Source organism: Arthrobacter sp. 1088 (assembly GCF_031455315.1).
Lineage (GTDB): Bacteria > Actinomycetota > Actinomycetes > Actinomycetales > Micrococcaceae > Arthrobacter.
In genome coordinates, this window is record NZ_JAVDSM010000008.1 from 59,417 (window position 1) to 80,902 (window position 21,486).

18 protein-coding genes and 1 pseudogene are annotated in these 21,486 nt (G+C 62.1%); 8 read left to right on the top strand and 11 right to left on the bottom strand.

The window, feature by feature from the left end; genetic code table 11:
• Positions 1-48 precede the first annotated feature (48 nt).
• Entirely contained in the window at positions 49-882 is an 834-nt protein-coding gene (locus tag J2Y41_RS13915) for a helix-turn-helix transcriptional regulator (protein ID WP_309929295.1), read from the bottom strand.
• Positions 883-968: 86 nt separating this feature from the next.
• Here J2Y41_RS13915 and ilvD point away from each other — a divergent pair, with 86 nt between their 5' ends.
• Complete coding sequence (gene ilvD / locus J2Y41_RS13920) at positions 969-2,831, top strand: dihydroxy-acid dehydratase (RefSeq protein ID WP_309929298.1); 1,863 nt, start codon at positions 969-971, stop codon at positions 2,829-2,831.
• Position 2,832: 1 nt separating this feature from the next.
• On the opposite strand, the pseudogene J2Y41_RS13925 reads toward ilvD, so the two are convergent.
• Positions 2,833-4,653, bottom strand: a pseudogene (locus J2Y41_RS13925) (thiamine pyrophosphate-requiring protein).
• Between the two features lie 116 nt (positions 4,654-4,769).
• Here J2Y41_RS13925 and J2Y41_RS13930 point away from each other — a divergent pair.
• Positions 4,770-5,015, top strand: coding sequence for a hypothetical protein (locus J2Y41_RS13930; RefSeq protein ID WP_224094841.1), 246 nt, complete (start codon positions 4,770-4,772; stop codon positions 5,013-5,015).
• Between the two features lie 3 nt (positions 5,016-5,018).
• On the opposite strand, the gene J2Y41_RS13935 is transcribed toward J2Y41_RS13930, so the two are convergent.
• Both J2Y41_RS13935 and J2Y41_RS13940 read right to left on the bottom strand, forming a co-directional pair.
• Entirely contained in the window at positions 5,019-7,175 is a 2,157-nt protein-coding gene (locus tag J2Y41_RS13935; RefSeq protein ID WP_309929301.1) for a glycogen debranching N-terminal domain-containing protein, read from the bottom strand.
• A gap of 149 nt (positions 7,176-7,324) precedes the next feature.
• On the bottom strand, positions 7,325-7,582 hold the full coding sequence (locus J2Y41_RS13940; protein ID WP_224094845.1) for a hypothetical protein: 258 nt from the start codon (positions 7,580-7,582) through the stop codon (positions 7,325-7,327).
• A gap of 157 nt (positions 7,583-7,739) precedes the next feature.
• On the opposite strand from J2Y41_RS13940, the gene J2Y41_RS13945 reads away from it, so the two are divergent.
• Entirely contained in the window at positions 7,740-8,096 is a 357-nt protein-coding gene (locus tag J2Y41_RS13945; RefSeq protein ID WP_224094847.1) for a cupin domain-containing protein, read from the top strand.
• Between the two features lie 59 nt (positions 8,097-8,155).
• Here J2Y41_RS13945 and J2Y41_RS13950 read toward each other — a convergent pair whose 3' ends face one another.
• The 7 genes from J2Y41_RS13950 to J2Y41_RS13980 form a co-directional block, all read right to left on the bottom strand.
• On the bottom strand, positions 8,156-8,848 hold the full coding sequence (locus tag J2Y41_RS13950) for a GntR family transcriptional regulator (RefSeq protein ID WP_224094848.1): 693 nt from the start codon (positions 8,846-8,848) through the stop codon (positions 8,156-8,158).
• A gap of 39 nt (positions 8,849-8,887) precedes the next feature.
• Positions 8,888-10,342 carry an NAD-dependent succinate-semialdehyde dehydrogenase gene (locus J2Y41_RS13955; protein ID WP_309929304.1) on the bottom strand — a complete coding sequence of 485 codons (1,455 nt, stop codon included), beginning with the start codon at positions 10,340-10,342 and terminating at the stop codon, positions 8,888-8,890.
• A 38-nt stretch (positions 10,343-10,380) separates the two neighbouring features.
• The gene (locus tag J2Y41_RS13960) at positions 10,381-11,634 is read right to left on the bottom strand and encodes an aspartate aminotransferase family protein (RefSeq protein ID WP_309929306.1); all 1,254 of its coding nucleotides are present in this window, start codon (positions 11,632-11,634) and stop codon (positions 10,381-10,383) included.
• Between the two features lie 82 nt (positions 11,635-11,716).
• Entirely contained in the window at positions 11,717-12,847 is a 1,131-nt protein-coding gene (locus J2Y41_RS13965) for an FAD-dependent oxidoreductase (RefSeq protein WP_309929308.1), read from the bottom strand.
• A 3-nt stretch (positions 12,848-12,850) separates the two neighbouring features.
• Entirely contained in the window at positions 12,851-13,618 is a 768-nt protein-coding gene (locus tag J2Y41_RS13970) for an amino acid ABC transporter ATP-binding protein (RefSeq protein WP_224094850.1), read from the bottom strand.
• Complete coding sequence (locus J2Y41_RS13975) at positions 13,615-14,511, bottom strand: amino acid ABC transporter permease (protein WP_224094851.1); 897 nt, start codon at positions 14,509-14,511, stop codon at positions 13,615-13,617. The genes J2Y41_RS13970 and J2Y41_RS13975 overlap by 4 nt, the downstream gene beginning before the upstream one ends.
• Positions 14,512-14,560: 49 nt before the next feature.
• Positions 14,561-15,487, bottom strand: coding sequence for an ABC transporter substrate-binding protein (locus tag J2Y41_RS13980; RefSeq protein ID WP_309929312.1), 927 nt, complete (start codon positions 15,485-15,487; stop codon positions 14,561-14,563).
• A 337-nt stretch (positions 15,488-15,824) separates the two neighbouring features.
• Between J2Y41_RS13980 and J2Y41_RS13985 the strand changes: the two genes are divergently transcribed.
• The 5 genes from J2Y41_RS13985 to J2Y41_RS14005 are packed head-to-tail and all read left to right on the top strand — an operon-like array spanning position 15,825 to position 21,483.
• Entirely contained in the window at positions 15,825-16,499 is a 675-nt protein-coding gene (locus tag J2Y41_RS13985) for a haloacid dehalogenase type II (RefSeq protein ID WP_224094853.1), read from the top strand.
• 27 nt (positions 16,500-16,526) lie between these two features.
• Positions 16,527-17,804, top strand: coding sequence for an FAD-binding oxidoreductase (locus J2Y41_RS13990; RefSeq protein WP_224094854.1), 1,278 nt, complete (start codon positions 16,527-16,529; stop codon positions 17,802-17,804).
• Positions 17,805-17,837: 33 nt separating this feature from the next.
• Positions 17,838-19,388, top strand: a complete 1,551-nt coding sequence (locus J2Y41_RS13995; RefSeq protein ID WP_309929318.1) for an aldehyde dehydrogenase family protein — start codon at positions 17,838-17,840, stop codon at positions 19,386-19,388.
• Positions 19,385-20,503: a tartrate dehydrogenase gene (locus J2Y41_RS14000; RefSeq protein ID WP_309929320.1), complete on the top strand. Its 1,119-nt coding sequence runs from the start codon at positions 19,385-19,387 to the stop codon at positions 20,501-20,503. The genes J2Y41_RS13995 and J2Y41_RS14000 overlap by 4 nt, the downstream gene beginning before the upstream one ends.
• A complete protein-coding gene (locus J2Y41_RS14005) occupies positions 20,500-21,483 on the top strand; it encodes a D-2-hydroxyacid dehydrogenase (RefSeq protein ID WP_309929322.1) in 984 nt (327 codons plus the stop codon). Before J2Y41_RS14000 ends, J2Y41_RS14005 begins: the two co-directional genes overlap by 4 nt.
• Positions 21,484-21,486 lie beyond the last annotated feature (3 nt).

Consider the following 21,486-nt stretch of genomic DNA (forward strand, 5'->3'; position numbering starts at 1 on the left):
GCGCCAGTCCTGTCAAGCAACCTGGTCGCTGGTTTCCCAACGTAGTCGCTAGCTTCCGTTCCCCATCAGCCGCTGCATCTGCTCACCTGCATCGCTGCCGGGCGCCGGTGTGTAGACCACGATGTGGAGATCCGGCCTGTCGGACGGAGAGACCTGGTGGTGCTCCAGCTGCAGTACGCCCACCGCCGGGTGATGGAAAAGCCGTTCCCGGGACTCGAAGCCCAGGATGTCGTAGCGGTCCCAGCTTTCCTGGAACTCCGGGCTGGCTTGCTTAAGCCGTTCAACTTGAAACTCAACATCGGGATCGCCAAGTCGCTGACCGGTCTCGGCGCGGAACTCGGCAAGGAACCGCTTGCTGGTCACGTCCCAATCGGGGAGAAGGTCACGGACGTACGGATCCGTGAAGACGAGCCACAACAGGTTCCTATCGGAGGCGTCGAAAGTTCCAATGTTCGGGTACAGGGCCTCGTAGGCCTTGTTCCAGCCGGCAACGCCCCAGTCCGGCGAAAGTGCATAGGCCGGGTTGGGATCCAGGGCGTCCAGTAGCCGTTGCACGTGCGGGGGAGCATCAGCCGCAACGGGCCCCTTTGGCATGGCGGACGAATAGCCGCCTAACGACAGAACGTAGCTGAGGCCTGTGTCGGATAGATGCAGCGTGCGGGCTACGGCCTCGAGCACCTGCCGGGAAGGGCTGATATCCCGTCCTTGCTCAAGCCAGGTGTACCAGGTGACGCTGACTCCGGACAGGAATGCGATCTCTTCCCGGCGGAGGCCGCGCTCCCGGCTCCGCCCCACTGGAGGAAGACCATAGTCTGAACGCAGGGCTTGGTTCCGGCGCGTCCTGAGGAAAAGTCCCAGCTCCTTGCGCCTCTCATCTTTCACCCGTCCAACACTATTACTCTGGTACTTTCACTACTAGTAGCAACACCGTCTTCCGCGCCATAGCGCACCAAAGCAGGATGGTATACATGCCTGCACTTCGCTCCAGAACAGTTACCCACGGCCGCAACATGGCCGGTGCCCGCGCACTGCTGCGCGCGTCCGGCGTCGCCAACACGGACATCGGTAAGCCGATCATCGCCGTCGCCAACAGCTTCACCGAGTTCGTTCCCGGCCACACCCACCTTGCTCCCGTGGGCCGGATCGTCTCCGATGCGATCCTCGCCGCCGGTGCAGTGCCGCGCGAATTCAACACCATCGCCGTGGACGACGGCATCGCCATGGGCCACTCGGGCATGCTCTACTCCCTGCCGTCCCGCGACCTGATCGCAGACTCCGTTGAGTACATGGTCAACGCCCACTGCGCCGACGCACTGGTCTGTATCTCCAACTGCGACAAGATCACCCCGGGCATGCTCATGGCTGCCCTGCGCCTGAATATCCCCGTGGTGTTTGTTTCCGGCGGTCCCATGGAGGCTGGCCGGGTGACCCTCACAGACGGGTCCGTGCGCTCCCTGGACCTGGTGAACGCAATTGCCGACGCCGTGGACGAATCCATCTCCGATGAAGACATCAACCTCATCGAAGAGAACGCCTGCCCCACGTGCGGCTCCTGCTCGGGCATGTTCACGGCCAACTCCATGAACTGCCTCGCCGAGGCCATCGGCCTGGCCCTGCCCGGCAACGGCTCAGTGCTCGCGACCCACACCGCCCGCAAGGCGCTGTACGAGAAAGCCGGCGCCACAATCGTCGAGCTGGTGAAGCGCTATTACGACGGCGACGACGACTCCGTACTGCCGCGCTCCATCGCCACTGCCGAGGCTTTTGACAACGCGATGGCACTGGATATCTCCATGGGCGGCTCCACCAACACGATCCTGCACCTGCTGGCCGCGGCCCAGGAAGCGGGCGTGGACTACGGGCTGGCCGAGATGGACGCCAAGTCCCGCCAGGTGCCCTGCCTGGCAAAGGTGGCCCCGAACGTGGCCGGAGACAAGACCTACTACATGGAAGATGTGCACCGCGCCGGGGGCATCCCCGCATTGCTGGGTGAGCTGAACCGCGGTGGCCTCCTGCACAAGAACGTCCACTCCGTGCACTCCAACGATTTGGACGGCTGGCTGGACGACTGGGACATCCGCGGCGGCAAGGCCACCGAGGAGGCCCAGGCCCTGTGGCATGCAGCTCCCGGCGGCGTCCGCTCCTCCACAGCTTTCTCGCAGTCAAACCGGTGGACCTCCCTGGACACCGACGCTGAGGGCGGCTGCATCCGTTCCGTGGAGCACGCCTACTCCAAGGACGGCGGCCTGGCGGTGCTGCGCGGCAACGTAGCAGTGGATGGCGCCGTGGTGAAGACCGCAGGCGTGGACGAGTCCATCTGGACCTTCGAAGGCCCGGCAGTTGTGTGCGAGTCGCAGGACGAAGCCGTGGAAATGATCCTGAACAAGACGGTCAAGGAAGGCGACGTGGTGGTCATCCGCTACGAAGGCCCCAGGGGTGGCCCGGGCATGCAGGAAATGCTCTACCCGACGTCGTTCCTCAAGGGACGCGGCCTGGGCAAGAAGTGCGCCCTCATCACGGACGGCCGCTTCTCGGGCGGAACCTCCGGGCTTTCGATCGGACACATCTCCCCTGAGGCCGCCTCCGGCGGTGCCATCGCGCTGGTTGAGAACGGTGACATCATCAGCATCGACATCACAACGCGCTCCCTCCAGTTGCAGGTCTCCGACGAAATCCTCGCCGAACGCCGCGAAAAACTTGAAGTCAACGGCGGTTACAAGCCGAAGAACCGCGACCGCCAGGTGTCGCCAGCGCTTCGCGCCTACGCCGCCATGGCATTGTCGGCGGACAAGGGCGCCGTGCGCGACGTCTCTTTGGTGGAAAACCTCTAGGCTACGTTCCGGCCGGGTCCCGCAGCCGGGACCCGGCCTCCGCATAGCTGTCCAGAAGCTTCCGGGCGCGGCCGCCGTCGGCGCCTTCAGCTGCCAGCGCGGACCGCATGTCTTCCAGCTTCTTTTCCGCGGCAGGGGAGGGCGGAAGCAGCGGGATGTCCGGGTCAGTCAGGACCTCCAGGACTGCAGGGCGGTCCAGCGAGAACGCGTAATCCCAAGCGTCGCCGAGCTTGGCAGGGTCCTCCACCCGTATTCCGGCCAGGCCCAGCAGCTCCGCATAGGCGGCATAAGGAAAGTCCGGGATCTCCTGGCTGGCGTTGAACCGCGGTTCGGCCTCGTTTTCGCGCTGCTCCCAGGAGACCTCGGCAAGGTCGCGGTTGTTGAAAACGCACACCACGAACCGGGGATCGGACCAGTTGCGCCATCGATGCGCCACGGTGATCAACTCCGCAATGCCCAGCATCTGCATCCCGCCATCGCCGGCAAAGGCCACCAGGGGCCGGTCCGTGTAAGCAAGCTTGGCAGCCAGGCCGTAGGGAATCGCGCATCCCATGCTGGCGAGCGTGCCGCTGAGATGGGCCGGGACTCCCGGCGGGAGGGTCAGCTGGCGGGCGTACCAGTAAACGCAACTGCCGACGTCGATACTCAACTGTGCGTTGTCCGGAAGCCTGCCGTTGAGTTCGCGGACCACGAGTTCCGGGTTCACGGGATCTGCGGGTATGTTGGCGCGTTCCTCTGAAAGGTGACGCCAGGCGCGCACCTGCGTTTCGACGTCGGAACGCCACTTGGCCCTTGCGCTTTCCGGTTGGTGGGGCTGCTGATCGAGCCGCTGGGTGAGCTCGGCCAGCGACGCGGCCGCATCGCCCACCACTCCAACCTCCACGGGGTAGCGGTTGGCGACCTTCCGGCCATCAATGTCGATCTGGACAGCTTTGGCAGTCCCGGGCTTTGGATAGAACTCCGTCCAGGGATCGTTGGAGCCGATAATCAGCAGCGTGTCGCAGTTGTCCAGGACGTAGGCGCTGGCAGAAGTGCCGAGGTGGCCCATGGTGCCGGCAGCGAAGGGCAGCGTCTCGTCGACGTACGGCTTCCCCAGCAGGCTGGTGGTGATGCCTGCCTGCAGCTTTTCGGCCAGCGCTTGGACCTCGGTCCGGGCACCCCGCGCTCCCTGGCCCACCAGGAACGCTACCCGCTCACCTTTGGAAAGGATCTCGACGGCGGCATCCAGGTCTTCCTCGCGCGGCATCACTCGTGCGGGGTGCCATACAGGGGCGGTGACAACGATTCCGTGCTCATGTTCGAGCTCGGGTGCCTCGGCTGACTGGATGTCGTGGGGGATGATCACGACGCAGGGGGACTTCGTCTCCAGTGCTGTGCGGAACGCGCGATCCAGGAGCATGGGTACCTGTTCGGGAGAGCTGGCGAGCTGTGCAAATTGTGCCGCAACGTCCTTGAACACGGTCAGCAGGTCGATTTCCTGCATGTAGCCCGAGCCCAGGACGGTGGTGCTTTGCTGGCCAATGATCGCCACCACTGGAACGCTGTCCATTTTGGCATCGTAGAGTCCGTTGAGCAGGTGGATGGCGCCCGGGCCTTGGGTCTAAGTCACCACCCCGACGCCGCCAGTGTATTTTCCGTGCCCCACGGCCATGAAGGCGGCTGCTTCTTCGTGCCTTGCCTGCACGAATTCCACCGCATCCTGGGCTCTGCGGAGCGCGCCCATGAAGCCGTTGATGCCGTCCCCGCTGTATCCGAAGACCCTGTCCACGCCCCACGCTTGAAGGCGTTCAACGATGAGATCCGAAACTGTCCGCTGGGCCACGCCGGAAATTCCCTTCGCTAGGTACTATCGTCAATTGTTGACAATTGCTACGCTTGGTTCACTACCTGAAACCGGGCTTCGCATCCGCTGAAAGCCCCTTGAGTGAAGGACCTCCCATGAAGAAGCGACGCCCCGCTACCCTGGCTCCAGAGCCCGTTGAAACATCGCGCACCGGGCACCACTGCCCCAAGACCGGATGGTGGTCTGTCGCGGGAGATCCACGGGCCACGCGCCTCATTATCAAGGGTGAGGTGATGCCCGCCCTGCACGGCACCCCGGCTCTCTGGATCATGCGCGAAGCAGCCGGCATCGTGGGCGAAACAGCCGCCCGTCCCGCAGCCGATTTGATGCCAACCTCATAGCAGTCAGCCCTTCTTCCGAAGGCCGGCCTGCTCCACAAGTTCGGTCAACCAGGGCCGGTGTCCTCTATGGAAGACCATCCCTTCCGGAAGCCCCTGCACGGTGGGAACGGAATCCGCGATATCGATGGTTACCCGGCCACCACCCATAGGCGCATTGGTGATATGCAGGTCCCCGTAGGACGCCGGCAGTTGGGGATCCATCCAGAACCCGCCACGGGACACATGGGCGTCGTATCTCATCAGGCTGGTGACCAGCTGGATGGGCGAAGTGGCTGCCCACGCCTGCGGTGAGCACGCGGTGGGATACGGAACGGGCTCGCTGTATTGCTCCCTGCTGAAGCCGCAGAACAGCTCCGGCAGACGACCCTCGGAGTAGTCGGCAGCTTCGAGCAGCGCCGTCGAAATTCGTTGGGCCTCTTCCACGAACCCGTAGCGCATCAGGCCGGCGGCAATCACGGCGTTATCGTGCGGCCAAACAGAACCATTGTGGTAGCTGGCCGGGTTGTAAGCGCCCATGTCGGTTCCGAGGGTGCGCACTCCCCAGCCACTGAACATCTCTGGAGACATCAGCCGTTCGGCCACGAGGGGCGCCTTGTCTTCGTCCACCAACCCAACCCACAGGCAGTGGCCCATGTTCGAGGCGCAAGCGTCGACCTGCCGCTTCCTTCCATCCAGAGCGATGGCGTAATAGCCGCGGTCGGGCATCCAGAATTGCTCGTTGAACCGGACTTTTAACTCCGCTGCCCGATCGGCTAGTTCCCGCGCCAAAGGTGCGTCTCCGGCGTCGTACGCTATCCACGCCCGGGCCATGTACGCGTCATAGACGTAAGCCTGAACTTCGCAGAGCGCTATAGGCGGCTCCGCGAGGCGCCCATCTGCAAAATTGATGCCGTCCCACGAGTCCTTCCAGCCCTGGTTGATCAGTCCGCGGTCATTGAGCCGCTGATACTCGACGAATCCATCGCCGTCCCTGTCGCCATAGTCCCGGATCCAGTCCAGGGCCCGGTCTGCGTTGGGCAGCAAGGCCGCAATGGTGTCCTTGGCGAACCCCCACCGGCTGACCGAACCCAGCAACACGACGAACAGCGGAGTGGCATCGATGCTGCCGTAGTAGACGGATTTGCCGCCGAGCGACAGACCGCTGGAGACGTCCAGCCTGACCTCGTGCAGGATCTTCCCGGGCTCTTCCTCGCTGATGGGATCCACCACCTTGCCCTGCCGGTCAGCAAGCGTTTGCAGAGTGCCCAGGGCGAGGGAAGGATCAACGGGCATGGCCATCTCTGAAGCCCAGAGGGAGTCGCGGCCAAACAGCGTCATGAACCACGGCGCTCCTGCTGCCACAACCACCCTGTCCGGGTGCGTGGGGTCTTCAATGCGGAGGGCGCCAAGATCGTCATAGCTGCGCCGCAGCGTCCTCTCGATGGAGTGGTTGCCCATGTGCAGCACGGGAATTTTGGCCACCCATTCCTGGCGACGCTGATCGCTGCGGGATAGTTCGCCGACGGCGGGACGCACCACAGGCGCCGCAGGCGCCCCTCCCTCGGTTCCGGGAGCAATGGTGACCACGGTGCTCCAGTGCCCGCGTGGAGGGATAGTGGTCCGGTGCCTGAGGCCCTCGCGGGTCGCCTCGGCAACATCGGAACTTACGACGACGGACTTCCGGACATCCTGCCAACGGGAGCGGATGGTCAGTGTGTTGTGGTTGTACTCGCGGGACTCCTCCCACTGCCTCTGGACCCGCGCTTCCTTGACTTCGAAAACGTCCGCGAAGTCCGAGCCCACTGCGAATTCGACCACACATTCCACGGGTTCCATCGAATGGTTGCGGACGGTCACATGCTCCACCATTCCCACGCCTACTTCCCGCAAGCGCTCCACGATCAGCGGCGTATCCGCATATCCGTCAGATCGTGTGACGCGCCCGGCAAAGGCTGCCCTGTAAGGCTCTTTCGTCTGGGCGGTCAGTGGCTCCAGCGACTGGCCGTTGATGGTGAGGATCCAATCGGACAGGACCCGGGTGTCCTGGAAAAACATACCGTGGGGATGGTCCGGGTGAATGTCCCCATTGGGCAGGGAGATGCAGAAGGACGTGCCTTCCACCAAGGTGACAGTGCCGGCGCCGAGGGGTCCGGCTGCTGTATCCGCATTCCATCCAGCCACTGTAAGGCTCCTCTGAGAACCAAGGGCGGCCAGTCCTGTACCGGGCTCCCGGCTGTCCTGCTACATCGTCACCTCGACGGTACTCTTGCCGGGCTGCCGGGGCTAGGGCCTTGATGGCTGTTGCTTTGCGCTGTGAATCCGGGGGGCTGTCAGCCTTGGGAGGCGACCAGCAGATCGTAGTCATCGTCGATGTGGAAAAGCCGCCGTTCGCCGATGCGGTCTATGACCCAGATCGTTTGTCCGTCCGCAGTCCGGTCATCCACGGTTCCCCTGTGGTACTCAAAGCCGCGCAGGCTGAGGGAAACTACATCTCCGGCTTCCAGGGAGTTCCAGAGCGATATCCTCCGGCTTTGCGCGCTGCACGCGGCAGGAGTACTTTCCAGGCTGCTTTTCCAGATGAGTTTCATGGGGAGTGTTCTCCTTGGTGGCGTGGATGAGGGGGCGTCAGGGTGAATATTTCTCCATTAAGCCTATCGTCGATTGTTGACAATTGCTAGGATAGAAACTGTGCTTTCCAAAGACGGCAGGCACGTTCAAAAGGGCGCAGTCCCAGAAGGAGAATCCATGATCAAGGCCACTGTCATGAGTGACGCAACAACGCAGGACCCGGGGGAGCACATCCCGAAAGCAACCACCAGCACACCTGGCCAGACTGAGGTCTCGTTCCGCCTGTGGGCCCGCGACGGCCACAAGACGGGCATCTGGGAGGTTACGCCGGGCGTGTTCAAGAGCACCCGCCCGGGTTACGACGAGATCTGCCAGATCCTCAGCGGCAAGGGGACCATCACTGAAGAAGACGGAACCAGCTTCGACATCGGCCCCGGAACGTTGTTCGTCACTCCGGCGGGATGGACGGGTACCTGGACCATCCACGAGACGCTGCGGAAGATGTGGGTTGTCACGGACGTTCCCGCAAACTAATTCCATAAAGGAAGGGCCCGGTTCACAATGAACCGGGCCCTTCCTTTATGGGGACTTTCCTAAGCAGTAATTCCCGTTGCTTCCGGGCTGGCAGTGAGGTCCTCCACGGCCTTCTGCATGTGGCGTTTGATGGCCTGCTGAAGTCCGCCATGGTCACGCGCCTCAAGAAGGTCCAGGATCATCTGGTGTTCTTGCACAAGCGCGTCAATGCGGGGATACGCCACCTCCAGGCTCAAAATGCACATCCTGGATTCCGCGGCAAGAGTCTCATAGATACGTATGAGCCGCGTGTTTCCAGTGCCTGAAACGAAGGCGGTGTGAAACTGCATGTCGAGGCGGGCAATGGCCTGCCAGTCGGAGGCTGCAACCTGCTTGGCCATATTCCGGATGATGCCCTTGAGCTCCCGGCACGTGTCCGCCACGTGCTCCGGGTCCGAGTCCAACAGCGTGTTGGCAGCAGCCAGCTCCACGGCTTCGCGAACGGCGTAGATCTCCTTGACGTCCTGCGTGGAAAGCTCAAGCACGAAGACGCCGCGGTTGCGCTTGCTCACGAGGATGCCCTCCTGGCATAGCCGCTGGAGTGCCTCGCGGAGCGGACCCCGCGAAGTGTTCAGCTGGCTGGCCAACGCAGACTCATTGACCTGCTGTCCAGGGCTGAACGCCCCCTGGACAATGAGCTCACGCAGCTGGTCAGCGATCAGCTGTGCCGTGGGCCGGCCTTCCAATACGAACATTCCCTCCGGTGCCGCCATTGACATCCCCTCATTCCATGCTTCGGCAATTTGAAACTGCTAGACCGCTATTGCGGTGTACTTGTACTCCAGGAATTCTTCGATTCCAATTTTCCCGCCCTCGCGTCCGAGTCCGGATTGCTTGACGCCGCCGAACGGTGCCGCGGGGTTGGAAACCAGGCCGGTGTTCAGTCCGACCATTCCCACTTCCAGTTCCCCAGAGAACCGCAGTGCCTTGTCCATGCTCTCCGTGAATACGTACCCCACCAGGCCCCACTCGGTATCGTTGGCCAGGCGGAGGACTTCGTCCTCACTGTCGAACGCGGTGATCGCGGCGACGGGGCCGAAGATTTCCGTGCTCATCAGTGCGGCGTCCATGGGCACGTCCACCAGGACGGTGGGGGTGTAGAAGTAGCCGGGGCCTTCCGGACGGCTTCCGCCGGTCAGCACACGTGCTCCCTTGGAGACCGCATCTGCAACGAGGCTTTCGACCTTTTCCAGGCCCTTCTGCTCGATGAGGGGCCCGACGTCGGTGCCAGTCACAGCGCCGTTGCCTACCTGCAATTCTGACATCTTTTTGGAGAACTTCTCGCCAAATTCCTCTACCACTGAACGGTGGACGAAGAAGCGGTTTGCTGCCGTGCAAGCCTCGCCCATGTTCCGCATCTTGGCCTTCATGGCACCGTCCACGGCTTTTTCGATGTCTGCATCGGCCAGGACGATGAACGGGGCGTTACCGCCTAGCTCCATGGAGGAGCGCATCACGTTGTCGGCCGCCTGCTTCAGCAGGACCTTGCCCACTTCGGTTGAACCGGTGAAGCTGATCTTGCGTGCGATGCCACTGTCGGTCCAGGTCCGAACCACCGTGGAGGCGGTGGACGTCGTCACAACATTCAGCACGCCGTCGGGAAGACCGGCCTCCTTGAAGAGGGCGACCAAGGCCAGCGACGTCAGCGGCGTCAGCTCAGCAGGTTTGAACACCATGGTGCAGCCGGCAGCGACCGCGGGAGCGATCTTGCGGGCACCCATGGCAAGCGGGAAGTTCCACGGAGTGACCAGGACTGAGGGGCCAACCGGTTCCTTGGTGATGAGGATGCGGGTATTTCCATCAACGGAGGCAGCACTGTCACCACCAATACGGACAGCTTCTTCCGAGAACCAGCGGAGCATTTCGGCGCCGTAGGCCACCTCGCCCCTTGCTTCTGCCAACGGCTTGCCCATCTCCGCGGTCATGATGGCTGCGAGCCGGTCCGTGTTGGCAATGACCAGCTCAAAGGCGCGGCGGAGAATATCGCTTCGTTCGCGGGCCGTGGACTTTCCCCAGGCAGCCTGGGCACGTCCGGCTGCCTCGATGGCCAGGGCAGCGTCTTCAGGACCGCCGTCGGCAACGTGGGCAATCACTTCGTTCGTAGCAGGGTTCTCAACGGCGAAGGTGGCACCACTGGCTGCCTTCTGCCACGTTCCGTCAATGAACAGGTCCGTTGGGATGGTGGTGGGATCAAAGGAGGTGGTCATGGTCGCTCTTTCAGTGATCAGGGGGCTAGTGATCGGGGCTAGGAGGTGGCCGTCTTGAGCGCTTGCGTGAACTTGGACAGGCCTTGCTGAATTTCATCGCTGCTGACATTCAGGGCGGGGATGAGGCGAATGACGTTGCCATGCGGACCGCAAGTGAGGAGCAGGAGCTCTTCCTTGATGGCGGCCTGTTGGACGGCGAGGGCAGTTGCCGCATCCGGGGTGTTGTCGGCGGCGGTGAATTCGACGCCCTGCATCAAGCCGCGGCCACGCACATTGCCGATTCCCGCGAATTCCGTTTTCAGGTTGTCCAGTCCTGCCCGCAGTTCGTCACCGCGCAGCAAGGCGTTCTCCACGAGGTTCTCCCGCCGGATCACACCCAAAGTTGCTACGCCGGCTGCTGCCGCGACTGCGTTTCCGCCATAGGTTCCACCCTGGGAACCAGGCCACGCCTTGCCCATCAAATCGGCGGAGGCGGCGATTGCGGAGATGGGGAAGCCACTGGCAAGACCCTTGGCGGTGATAACGACGTCGGGGCTTATTCCTGCCCAGTCGTGTCCCCAGAACTTGCCGGTGCGGCCGACCCCGGCCTGGACCTCGTCCAGAATGAGTATGATGCCGTGCTTGTCGGCGCGCTCACGCAGGCCTTGGAGGAATGCGACAGGCGTTGGGATGTACCCGCCATCACCCAGGACTGGCTCGATGATGAAGCCGGCGGTATCGCTGGGGGCGCTGATGGTCATCAGAAGGTGGTCGAGTTCCTTCAAGGCAAATTCGACGGCGGTGGCTTCGTCCCAGCCGTATCGGTACCAGTGCGGGAATGGGGCAACATGCACTCCGCTCATGATGGGGGAGAACCCGGAGCGGAACTTGGTTCCCGCGGTAGTTAAGGAGGCGGCCGCTACGGTGCGCCCGTGGAATCCTCCTTGGAAGGAAATGATGTTGGGGCGACCGGTTGCCATACGGGCCAAACGGATGGACGCCTCGACTGCTTCGGAGCCGGAGGTTGCGTAGAAGACGCTGTCCAGGCCCTGGGGCAGGACGCCTCCCAGGAGTTCCGTGAGCTCCAGGAGGGGCTTGTGCATCACGGTGGTGTACTGGGCATGGACAATTTTGCCCACCTGTTCGCGGGCTGCGGCCACTACGTCCGGGTGGCAGTGGCCGGTGCTGGTGACGCCGATTCCGGTGGTGAAATCCAGGTATTTCTTGCCGTCTGTGGCGTGGATCCAACTACCGGACGCGTAGTCCACGACCACTGGAGTGGCCTGCTTCAGGATGGGGCTAAGTGTTGCCATGGCTTCATACTTTCTTAGTAACTGTAGATTGTCAACAATACGCGATTCGCGGGCCGTTAGCCCGCGAATCGTGTGGTGGTGCTTACTTTTTGAACCGCTGTGGGCGGACGAAGTCCAGCCCGTCGAAGCCGCCCTTGCCAAGTGCTTCGCTGGCAGCAATCTGGCCGTAGCCGGAAGCCATTTTGAAGCCGGCGCCAGAGAAGCCCGTGGCGGAGTAGATCCTGCCCTGCTCAGTGAAGAAGCCCAGGAGGGGTTGCGAATCCGAAGTGAACAGATCCGGGAAGGCATCCGAACGGACGATGCTGGGGACCAGGTCCGGGAAGAATTCCGTCACCGTCTCAATGGTTTCCGCAAACTCCGCCGTGGTCAGCTCCCTGGGCACTGAGTCCGCGGAGGGGGTTGGTGCCCCGCGGCCATCGAGGGTGGCTTTCACAGTGACGCCGTCCACCGCAGGCGCCCCATACATGGAGCGGTCACCGGAAATCCTGATGAAGATGGGGAACTTCTCCGGGGTGAACCGGGTTGCGTCGCGGGCGACGAACCAGCTCAGGAAAATCCTGCGGGTATCCGTGTGCGCCTTCAGATAATCGGGCATGAGCTGCCGGGACCACCCACCGGAGGCGATGATCACCCGTTCGAACGTCCAGGACTGTTCGCCGGAGGTGACCACAACGCCGTCGTTGGTTTCGGTGATGCTGCTGACAGGAGTATTGCTGAGGACCGTGGCCCCGTTGGCCTGTGCCGCTGCAACCGCCGCGGTAACTGCCCGATCCGTGCGGAGCGCGCCCCCGAAGGGATCGTAAACGGCGACATCGTCAGCCCGGAGATTGTGCTGCGGGTAGCGTTCGGCCATCTCCTGCCGGCTGAGGATCTGGTGGCTCGCTCCGTTGATGCGGGTGGTCTCCAGCAGCTTGGGAATGTATGGTCCATCAGCAGTACCGATGGAGAGCCCGCCGCAGCGGGTGAGGATGTCCTGTCCCGTTTCTGCTTCGAGCTCGGCCCACAGATCCCGGGAGCGTTCCAGGATGGGGTAGTAGTCCGGCCTTCCCCTGTAAAGCATCCGGAAAAGCCGGGTGTCGCCACCCACCGCACTTCTGCCATGGCCCGGGGCGTGTGCTTCAAAGCCGACCACGGAATCGGACAGCCGTGAGGCCTGCCAGAGCGCCATGCTTCCGATGCTGCCCAGGCCGATGACGGCGAGTTTTCCATCCATCGCTTACAGCACCTGCTTCAGGAAGGCCTGGGTGCGTGCTTCCTTGGGGTTCTTCAGGATCTCCCGGGCATCTCCACGTTCCACCACGTAGCCCTCATCCATGAAGATCAGGGAATCGGCCACTTCGCGGGCGAAGCCCATCTCGTGGGTGACTACCACCATGGTCATGCCCTTCTTGGCGAGGTCCTGCATGACGCCGAGGACTTCCCCTACCTTTTCGGGGTCAAGGGCGCTGGTGGGTTCGTCGAACAGGATGATTTCCGGATCCATGGCCAAAGACCGGGCGATGGCGACCCGCTGCTGCTGTCCGCCGGAAAGCTCGGCCGGGTAGCGGTCACCGAAAGCGCCGAGGCCCACGCTGGTGAGCAGTTCCTGGGCGCGCTTGGAGGATTCCTTCTTGTCGGCACCCTTGACCAGGACCGGACCGGACATGACATTCTCGCGGGCAGTCATGTTCGGGAACAGGTTGAACTGCTGGAAGACCATGCCTACCCGTGTACGTTGCTGGGCAAGCTTCTTAGGGGGCAGCGCGTGGTAAGCGTGGTCGGTCTCGTAGTACCCGAAATCGTCGCCGTTGACTTTCAGGATTCCGGAGTCCACGGTCTCCAGGCCGTTGATGCAGCGCAACAGCGTGGACTTTCCGGAGCCGCTGGGTCCGATGATGCAGCAGATTTCACCGCTGGCGATATCGAGGTCGATATCGTGGAGAACGGTCTTGTGCCCAAAGGACTTACGAATTCGGCGGGCGTGGATTGTGCCGTCGGTGCTCATCGTGCGATGCCTTCCGGTGCGGTCAGGGTGACTTTCTTGGACTTGCGGGGTACCCGGGCGGAGGTGTGGGAGTACTTCTGTTCGAGCTTGGACTGCGGGTAGCTCAGCAGCAGTGTCATCACCAGGTACCACAGGCTCGCCACGATCAGCAGCGGGATGGTCTCGTAGGTACGTGCGTAGATGAGCTGGGCGCTCTGCAGAAGTTCGGCAACACCCAGGACGCTGACCAGGGATGTTTCCTTGAACATTCCGATGACCTGGTTGCCGGTGGCCGGAATGATGGAGGGCATGGCTTGGGGAATGATGATCTTGCGCATCTTCGTAGAGGCGCTCATTCCCAGGGAGTCCGCGGCTTCAATTTGTCCCTTGCCCACCGAGGAGAACCCTCCGCGGATGATTTCTGCCATGTACGCGGCTTCATTCAACGTCAAACCGACCAAGGCTGCGGTGATCGGACCCATGAGTGCATTCGTGTCGATTGCGGTGCCGATGTCGGTAAACGGGATCCCGATGGTGAGGTTCGGGTACAGGGCGGAGATGTTGAACCAGAAGATCAGCTGGACCAGGACCGGGGTACCGCGGAACAGGGTGATGAACGCCCCTGCCGTGGCCGCGATCGGCTTGACGCTCGAGGACCTCATGATCGCAATGACCAGGCCCAGGAGGGTACCCAGGGCCATGCTTGCGAGCGTAAGGAAGATGGTGAGCATCAGCCCGCGGAGGATCGATTCGTGGGTGAAGTACTTGGCCACCACGTCCCACTTGAAGTTGGGGTTGGTGGAGACCGAGAAGAGGATGCCCGCGCCAAACAGGATGGAAACCACCCAGGCGACGTATTCAAAAGTGCTTCTGCGGCGAAGGCGGGGCTTGAGTGCCGGATCAATTCCGTTCATTGTCGGTTTGCTTCCGTTACTGATGGTTTGCACCATGGGAGCACCTCTCCTAGTTGAGTTTCGCATCCGTGATGGCTCCGGCATCGAGGCCCCAGGTGGAGAGGGACTTCTTGTATTCCGGGCTGTTCAGGACCGACTGGATGGCGGCCTGGAGTGCGGGGGTCAGGGCAGATCCCTTTTTGACACCGATTGCGGTGAGGTCGCTGGATCCGACGTTGATCTGGGGGGTCAGGATGGTGAATGATTTGGGCTGCTGCTTCTCGGCCCAGGCGAGGGAGGTTGTGTCGTAGAGGATGCCGTCGATCCGCTTGGATGCCAGCTGCGTCAGGGCCTCCTGGACGTTGGGCAGGGTCACGGCATTGATCGCGGGCTGTCCCTTGGAAGTGCAGGTCTGCTCCGAGAGGGCCGGGAGTCGCTTGAGCTGGCCCGTCGAGCCCTGGGTAACGGCAATGTTCTTACCGCACAGTGTCTCGTTGCTGAGATTCAGCGGGTTACCCGCGGCCACGGCCACTGAGTTGCCGGCTTTGAAGTAGTCGATCATGTCCAGGACCTTCAACCGCTCAGCGGTCTTGGACATGGTGGTGGCGGTGAAGTCGTAGCGCCCGCCGTCCAGGCCGGGGACGATCGTGTCGAACTTGGTGTCCTGGAACTTCAGCTTCAGGCCGAGCTTCTTTGCTACCAGGCGGGCAATGTCCGGGTTCAGGCCGATCGGCGTCGAGTTGTCTTCGGCGAGGAACGTCGTCGGCGGGTAGTGCAGGTCCATGGCGACCGTCAGTTCGCCCTTGTCCTTATAGGACGCCGGCAGGAGGCTTACGGCCTTTTCGTCAGGCTGGACGCCCTCGGAGATGTCTGTAGTGTTCGTGGTCTTGCTCGCGTCCGGGGAATCGCTGCTGTTGGCTGTTCCACCACAGGCGCTCAGGGCGAGTAGTACGGCAAGTCCTGCGGCTGCAGTCTGGGCCTTGTTACGAATCTTCATGGTGCTTCCCTTCGAGGGAGTCGGTCACTGGGGAGGGAGAAGTTCTAGGTTGCAATGTGATCCGGATCTCTCCGTCATCTAATGCAATGCAACCCCCTCAACAGTAGATTGTCAACAATTGACAGGAAGTTTTTTCAAGCTTCCTCTCTATGAGAATGGTTCTAATTACCGCACTAGAAACTGTTGACAATTTACAATTTGGCGGCCTAGAGTCGAATCATCGGGCACGAACCTTCCAGCCCGCCAGGCACGATTTCGCGGTTCAGCTCGCCACTTTCGATACCTCCAAACACACGGGGCAAGCCCCCTTCCATCTCCCGAAAAGAACGGAAACCCCATGGCAGAGACCAACTTCCGGCCGAAGTACATCTCCTTCGATGTATACGGCACGCTGATCAACTTCGACATCGATCCCACCACCCGGCGGCTGCTCGATGGACGCATCTCCGAAGAGCAGTGGCCTACCTTCAAGAAGCAGTTCCGTGGCTACCGCTTCGACGAGGTCCTGGGGGACTACAAGCCGTATGAGGCGATCCTGCAGGATTCCTTTGACCGGGTGTGCAAGCGCTGGGGCATTGGGCCCACCGAAGGTGCCGGCGCAGCGTTCGCTGACGCCGTCCGCGGTTGGGTTGCCCACGAGGACGTGCCGGCCCCGCTGAAGCTCATGGGCGACAACTACCAGTTGGTGGCGTTGTCCAACGCGGACGACAGTTTCCTGGATATCAGCATCCCGAAGCTGGGTGCAGAGTTCCACGCGGTCCTGACTGCCGAGCAGGCACAGGCCTACAAGCCGCGCTACCAGGCTTTCGAGTACATGCTCGATACCCTGAACGCCAAGCCGGAGGACTTCCTGCACGTCTCCTCGCACACCCGGTACGACATGCATCCGATGCATGACATGGGCTTCCGTAACCTCTGGATGCTGGACCGTGGCTACGACCCCATTGGCGGGGGCTACGACCTCACCACGGTTAAGTCCCTGGACGAGATCAACAAGCACCTCGGTCTCTAAACCGGCTTCGAAGCGAAAGGTCATACCGTGAAACTTGTTCCCTACTGGCTCGATACTGCAGAGCCTTCCGGCGATTACCGCCGCACTCCGGTCCCGGAGAACGTTGATGTTGCGATTATCGGTGCCGGCTTTACCGGGCTGTCAGCAGCCCTTGAATTCGCCAAGCAGGGCGCCAGTGTGGCCGTTTTCGAACGCCACACTGTTGGCTGGGGCGCTTCGGGCCGTAACGGGGGAATGGCTACGACCGGTTTGGCCATTGGCTTCAGCACGGCAGTCAAGCGCTACGGAGCTCCCCGTGCAGTTGAGATGTTCCGCGAATACAACGATGCCATCGAAACCATCGAGAAGCTGGTGCACGACAACGGCATCGACTGCGATTTCAAGCGTTTCGGCAAGCTCTCCCTGGCGTTCCACAAGTCCCACTACGATGGCTTCCTGAAGTCCCAGGAGCTGCTGGCAAACCTGGTCGATCACCACGTAAAGGTCATCCCCAAGTCAGAGATCCACAGCGAAATCGGCACGGACTTCTACCAAGGTGCCATGATGGATCCGCTGGGTGCCGGTCTTCACGTAGGGAAGTTCGTGCACGGCCTGGCAAAGGTGGCAATCGACAACGGCGCAGTCATTTGCGAGAACGCATCGGTCACCGAGCTGAACAAGGTCTCGGGCACAGTGCATGATGTCCACACCACCCGTGGGATTACCCGGGCCAAGCAGGTCCTGGTGGCCACCAGCGGCTACACCGGCAACATCACTCCGTGGCTGCAGCGCCGCGTGATCCCGGTTGGCAGTTTCATCATCTGCACGGAGCCTCTGTCCGAAGAGGTGGTGAACCGCATCCTGCCGAACAGGCGCCAGGCCTCTGACAGCAAGATGCTGACGTACTACTTCCGGATCACGCCGGACAACAGGCTGCTGTTCGGTGGCCGGGCCCGGTTCGCTTTGTCCAGCCCGGATTCGGACGTCAAGAGCGCCGAAATCCTGCACAAGGCCATGACTGAGCTCTTCCCGTACCTCTCCAACGCCAAGGTGGACTACATCTGGGGCGGTCTGGTGGATCTATCCATGGACCAGATGGTCCATGCCGGCCAGCATGACGGCCTGTTCTACTCCCTCTGCTACAGCGGCCATGGCGTTCAAATGGCGGCCCACATGGGTAAGCGGATGGCCCACTACATGGCCGGCGACAAGTCGGCAAATGTGTGGGAAGACCTGAAGAACCCGCCGGTTCCCGGCCACTTCGGCCCGCCATGGTTCCTGCCGTTCATTGGCGGAGCCGCGAAGATCATCGACCGTATCAAGTAGACATTCCGCTAGCCAGGCAAGGTAAAGGTTCCCATGAGTTCATCAACAACCGTCGCTGGAGCGCGCCTAAAAACAGCTGAGGAAACGGCTTACAGGCGGACAAGCGTTGCGGCGCTTCCCGGAGGCGCGTTCCTCGAAGGCCTTTGGGAGACCGCAGACAGGATCCTGGAAGTACGGGACCCTGAAGACGGCGTGCTGTTGGGCACTGTGTGTTCTTCAACCCCGCAGGATGTCCGCCGGGCGGTTGCCCACATTCACCGCCACCTCCTGGACGATGAATGGCCTCTCCGGGAACGCCGCGAGGCCCTGGAACGGGCTGCAGTGCTCCTGGCTGAGCAGGCAGTACGGTTTTCGGAGATCATTGCCGCCGAGAGCAGCAAGACCATCAATGAGGCCGAGCGTGAAGTGCGCCGGTGCATCGAGACGTTGCGGCTTTCTGCGGCAGCGTCGAGCGAACTCGTGGGGGAAACTCTCGGCTTTGAGGACAGCATGGCGGGAGCCAACAAGATCGGCTGGTACAGCCGCAAGCCTGTTGGCATCATCGCCGCCATTACGCCCTTCAACGATCCGCTGAACCTTGTGGCACACAAGCTGGGCCCGGCGCTGATCGGAGGCAACGGCGTCGTACTTAAACCCTCAGGCCGCACGCCGCTGACCGGGCTGGCTTTCGTTCAGCTGTTGCTTGAGGCCGGTGTTCCGACAGGTCGCGTCGCCGCGATCGTGTCGGGACCCGGGGTGTCCGAAGCGATCGTGACCGACCCTCAGGTGGACCTCATCTCTTTCACCGGCGGGCCGGCCACGGCCGACCGCATTGCTGCCGCCGCGGGAGCAAAGAAGATCCTTTCGGAACTGGGCGGCAACAACGCAACGATCGTCTGCGCGGACGCTGAACCGGCAGCTGCTGCTGAGGCGATCGTCGCCGGGGCATTCGGTGTGGCCGGCCAGAACTGCCTGTCGGTCCAGCGCGTTTACGTCCACATTTCGCTGTTCGACGAAGTCCTTGAAAAGGTACTTACGGGGACCAGCGCACTCCGCGTCGGCGCGAAGATGGACCGCAGTACCGATATCGGCCCGCTCATCAGCGAAGCGGAGGCCCGGCGGATTGAGGCATGGGTGGAGGAGGCCAAAGCGGCCGGCGCCACTGTCCGTGTGGGCGGTCAGCGCCACGGCGCCTTCTACCAGCCGACCGTTCTCACCGATGTGCCGGCAGACGCCCGCGTCATCATTGAGGAAGTGTTTGGCCCCGTGGTCAGCATCATGCCCTTCATCCAGATCTCCGACGCCATCCATGCGGCCAATGCCTCCGAATACGGGCTTCAGGCTGGTGTCTTCACAGAATCCATTGACCTGGCACTGGCAATTGCCGACAAGCTGCATGTCGGGGCGGTGGTTATCAACGAGACAAGCGACGTCCGGATCGATTCCATGCCCTTTGGCGGGTTCAAGAAGTCCGGGGTTGGCCGTGAAGGCGTCAAGCACGCAGTCCGCGAAATGACAGAGCCCAAGAGCACCATTATCAAACTGGCGGAGCCCGCCACCCGCTGGCAGCAGCTGACGGGCACCTCAGAACGGAACGCATCATGACTACCCACAAAATCGCGGTCATCGCGGGCGACGGTATCGGCAAGGAAGTGGTCCCTGCGGCCATCGAAACCCTTGAGCGAATCGCTGAGATCCACTCCATCAACCTGAAGTTCACGCACTTCGACTGGGGATCTGACTACTACGCCCAGCACGGCCGCATGATGCCGGTGGACGGCCTGGACCAGCTCGCTCAGCATGACGCCATTTTCCTGGGTGCCGTGGGCTCCCCGGAGGTCTCCGATGCTGAATCGCTGTGGGGGTTGCTGATTCCCATCCGCCGCGAATTCCAGCAGTACATCAACCTGCGGCCGGTAAAAACGCTCGACGGCGTGAAGTCGCCCCTGGCGAACAAGGAACCGATCGATATCCTCATCGTGCGTGAAAACAACGAGGGGGAATACTCGGAGGTGGGTGGGCGCATGTACCGCGGGCTGCCCCACGAAACCGCTGTCCAGGAAACCATCTTCACCCGCCTGGGAGTGTCCCGGGCGGCGCACTACGCCGCCTCGCTCGCGTCCTCCCGCAGGGGCCACCTGACCTCGGCCACCAAGAGCAACGGCATCATCCACACCATGCCGTTCTGGGACGAGGTAGTGGAAGAAACCACCCGCCTCTACCCTGACGTAACGCTCACCAGCGAACTGGTGGACGCCTTGGCTGCGCACCTGGTCCTCAAACCCTGGACCCTGGACGTCATTGTCGCCTCCAACCTGCTGGGCGACATCCTCTCGGACCTGGGCAGCTCCGTCACCGGTTCCATCGGTGTGGCTCCCAGCGCGAACCTGAATCCCGACGGTGATTTCCCATCCCTCTTTGAGCCGGTGCACGGATCTGCTCCGGACATCGCAGGGAAGGGACTGGCAAACCCGGTGGGCCAGATGTGGTCCGGCGCGATGATGCTGCAGCATCTGGGCCACCCGGAAGCTGCTGAGCACCTGCAGCAGGCATTCGAGGCAGTGTTGCGCGAGGGCCTCGGGACCCGCGACGTGGGAGGCCCGTCGTCGACGTCGGAATTCACCGCCGCTGTTTTGGCCGCTATCGATGTGATTGAGGTGGCTGGCTCGATCGAGACCAGTGCGGCGACCAAGCCCGCGGGAGCACCGGCGTCGTCATGACGATTACCCCTGGAGGCAAGAGGCCTGTTGTCGCGGCACTGTATCGGGAGGCTTTGCCGCCCCGGTTGGAGGAGATCGAAGCCCTGGCCGAGGTCCGGCTGACCAAGGCAGAGGGACTGGCTGAAGCGATGGACGGTGCGGATGTCCTGTACCAGTGGCATTCCTTTTCCCCTGCCTTGCGGGAGAACTGGGACGCAGCGTCATCGCTGAAGTGGGTCCATGTAACGGCAGCGGGCGTTAGCCAACTCCTGTTCGACGAGCTCATCCAGAGCGACGTGGTCTACACGAATTCCCGTGGAGTCCTGAGCCGTGCAATTGCCGAATTCGCGCTGGGTTTCGTCCTGGACGTTGCCAAAGACTCGCAGGGCTCGTTCAAGCTTCAGCAGCAGCAGCGCTGGCAGCACAGGGTCACCCGTAAGATCCAGGGTCAACGCGCCCTGGTGGTGGGCACCGGTTCCATCGGGCGGGAAATTGCGTCCCTTTTCCGTGCAGTAGGCCTGCAGGTCAGCGGCGCCGGGCGAAGCAGCCGTCCGGGAGATGAACTATTCGAGCACATCCATTCATCCCGGGACCTGGCCGGAATCGTCGGCGACGTCGACTACCTCGTCCTGGCAGCGCCACTGACCGGGGACACCAAGGGACTCGTGGGCGCTGACGTCCTTTCCGCCATGAAATCCACCGCGCACCTCATCAACGTGGGCCGGGGGGAACTGGTTCGGACCGACGCGCTGGTGGAAGCCCTGGCCTCCGGATCCATTGCCGGTGCAGCACTGGACGTAGTCCATCCCGAGCCGCTTCCCGCCGGACATCCTTTGTGGAGCATGGACAACGTCATCATCACACCCCACATGAGCGGCGACACCGAGGACTACCTCGACGATCTTGGGCAATTGTTCGTGGACAACCTGCGACGGTTCAGCCAAGGCCAACCCCTGCTGAACATCGTGGACAAAAACCTTGGTTTCGTCCCAGTGTCCTGATCC

What these genes read in the sequence shown, in the direction of transcription:
- ilvD (WP_309929298.1), top strand. Translation starts at nt 969, where the DNA reads ATGCCTGCACTTCGCTCCAGAACAGTTACCCACGGCCGCAACATGGCC.
- J2Y41_RS13930 (WP_224094841.1), top strand. Translation starts at nt 4,770, where the DNA reads ATGAAGAAGCGACGCCCCGCTACCCTGGCTCCAGAGCCCGTTGAAACA.
- J2Y41_RS13940 (WP_224094845.1), bottom strand. Translation starts at nt 7,582, where the DNA reads ATGAAACTCATCTGGAAAAGCAGCCTGGAAAGTACTCCTGCCGCGTGC.
- J2Y41_RS13945 (WP_224094847.1), top strand. Translation starts at nt 7,740, where the DNA reads ATGATCAAGGCCACTGTCATGAGTGACGCAACAACGCAGGACCCGGGG.
- J2Y41_RS13950 (WP_224094848.1), bottom strand. Translation starts at nt 8,848, where the DNA reads ATGGCGGCACCGGAGGGAATGTTCGTATTGGAAGGCCGGCCCACGGCA.
- J2Y41_RS13955 (WP_309929304.1), bottom strand. Translation starts at nt 10,342, where the DNA reads ATGACCACCTCCTTTGATCCCACCACCATCCCAACGGACCTGTTCATT.
- J2Y41_RS13960 (WP_309929306.1), bottom strand. Translation starts at nt 11,634, where the DNA reads ATGGCAACACTTAGCCCCATCCTGAAGCAGGCCACTCCAGTGGTCGTG.
- J2Y41_RS13965 (WP_309929308.1), bottom strand. Translation starts at nt 12,847, where the DNA reads ATGGATGGAAAACTCGCCGTCATCGGCCTGGGCAGCATCGGAAGCATG.
- J2Y41_RS13970 (WP_224094850.1), bottom strand. Translation starts at nt 13,618, where the DNA reads ATGAGCACCGACGGCACAATCCACGCCCGCCGAATTCGTAAGTCCTTT.
- J2Y41_RS13975 (WP_224094851.1), bottom strand. Translation starts at nt 14,511, where the DNA reads ATGAACGGAATTGATCCGGCACTCAAGCCCCGCCTTCGCCGCAGAAGC.
- J2Y41_RS13980 (WP_309929312.1), bottom strand. Translation starts at nt 15,487, where the DNA reads ATGAAGATTCGTAACAAGGCCCAGACTGCAGCCGCAGGACTTGCCGTA.
- J2Y41_RS13985 (WP_224094853.1), top strand. Translation starts at nt 15,825, where the DNA reads ATGGCAGAGACCAACTTCCGGCCGAAGTACATCTCCTTCGATGTATAC.
- J2Y41_RS13995 (WP_309929318.1), top strand. Translation starts at nt 17,838, where the DNA reads ATGAGTTCATCAACAACCGTCGCTGGAGCGCGCCTAAAAACAGCTGAG.
- J2Y41_RS14000 (WP_309929320.1), top strand. Translation starts at nt 19,385, where the DNA reads ATGACTACCCACAAAATCGCGGTCATCGCGGGCGACGGTATCGGCAAG.
- J2Y41_RS14005 (WP_309929322.1), top strand. Translation starts at nt 20,500, where the DNA reads ATGACGATTACCCCTGGAGGCAAGAGGCCTGTTGTCGCGGCACTGTAT.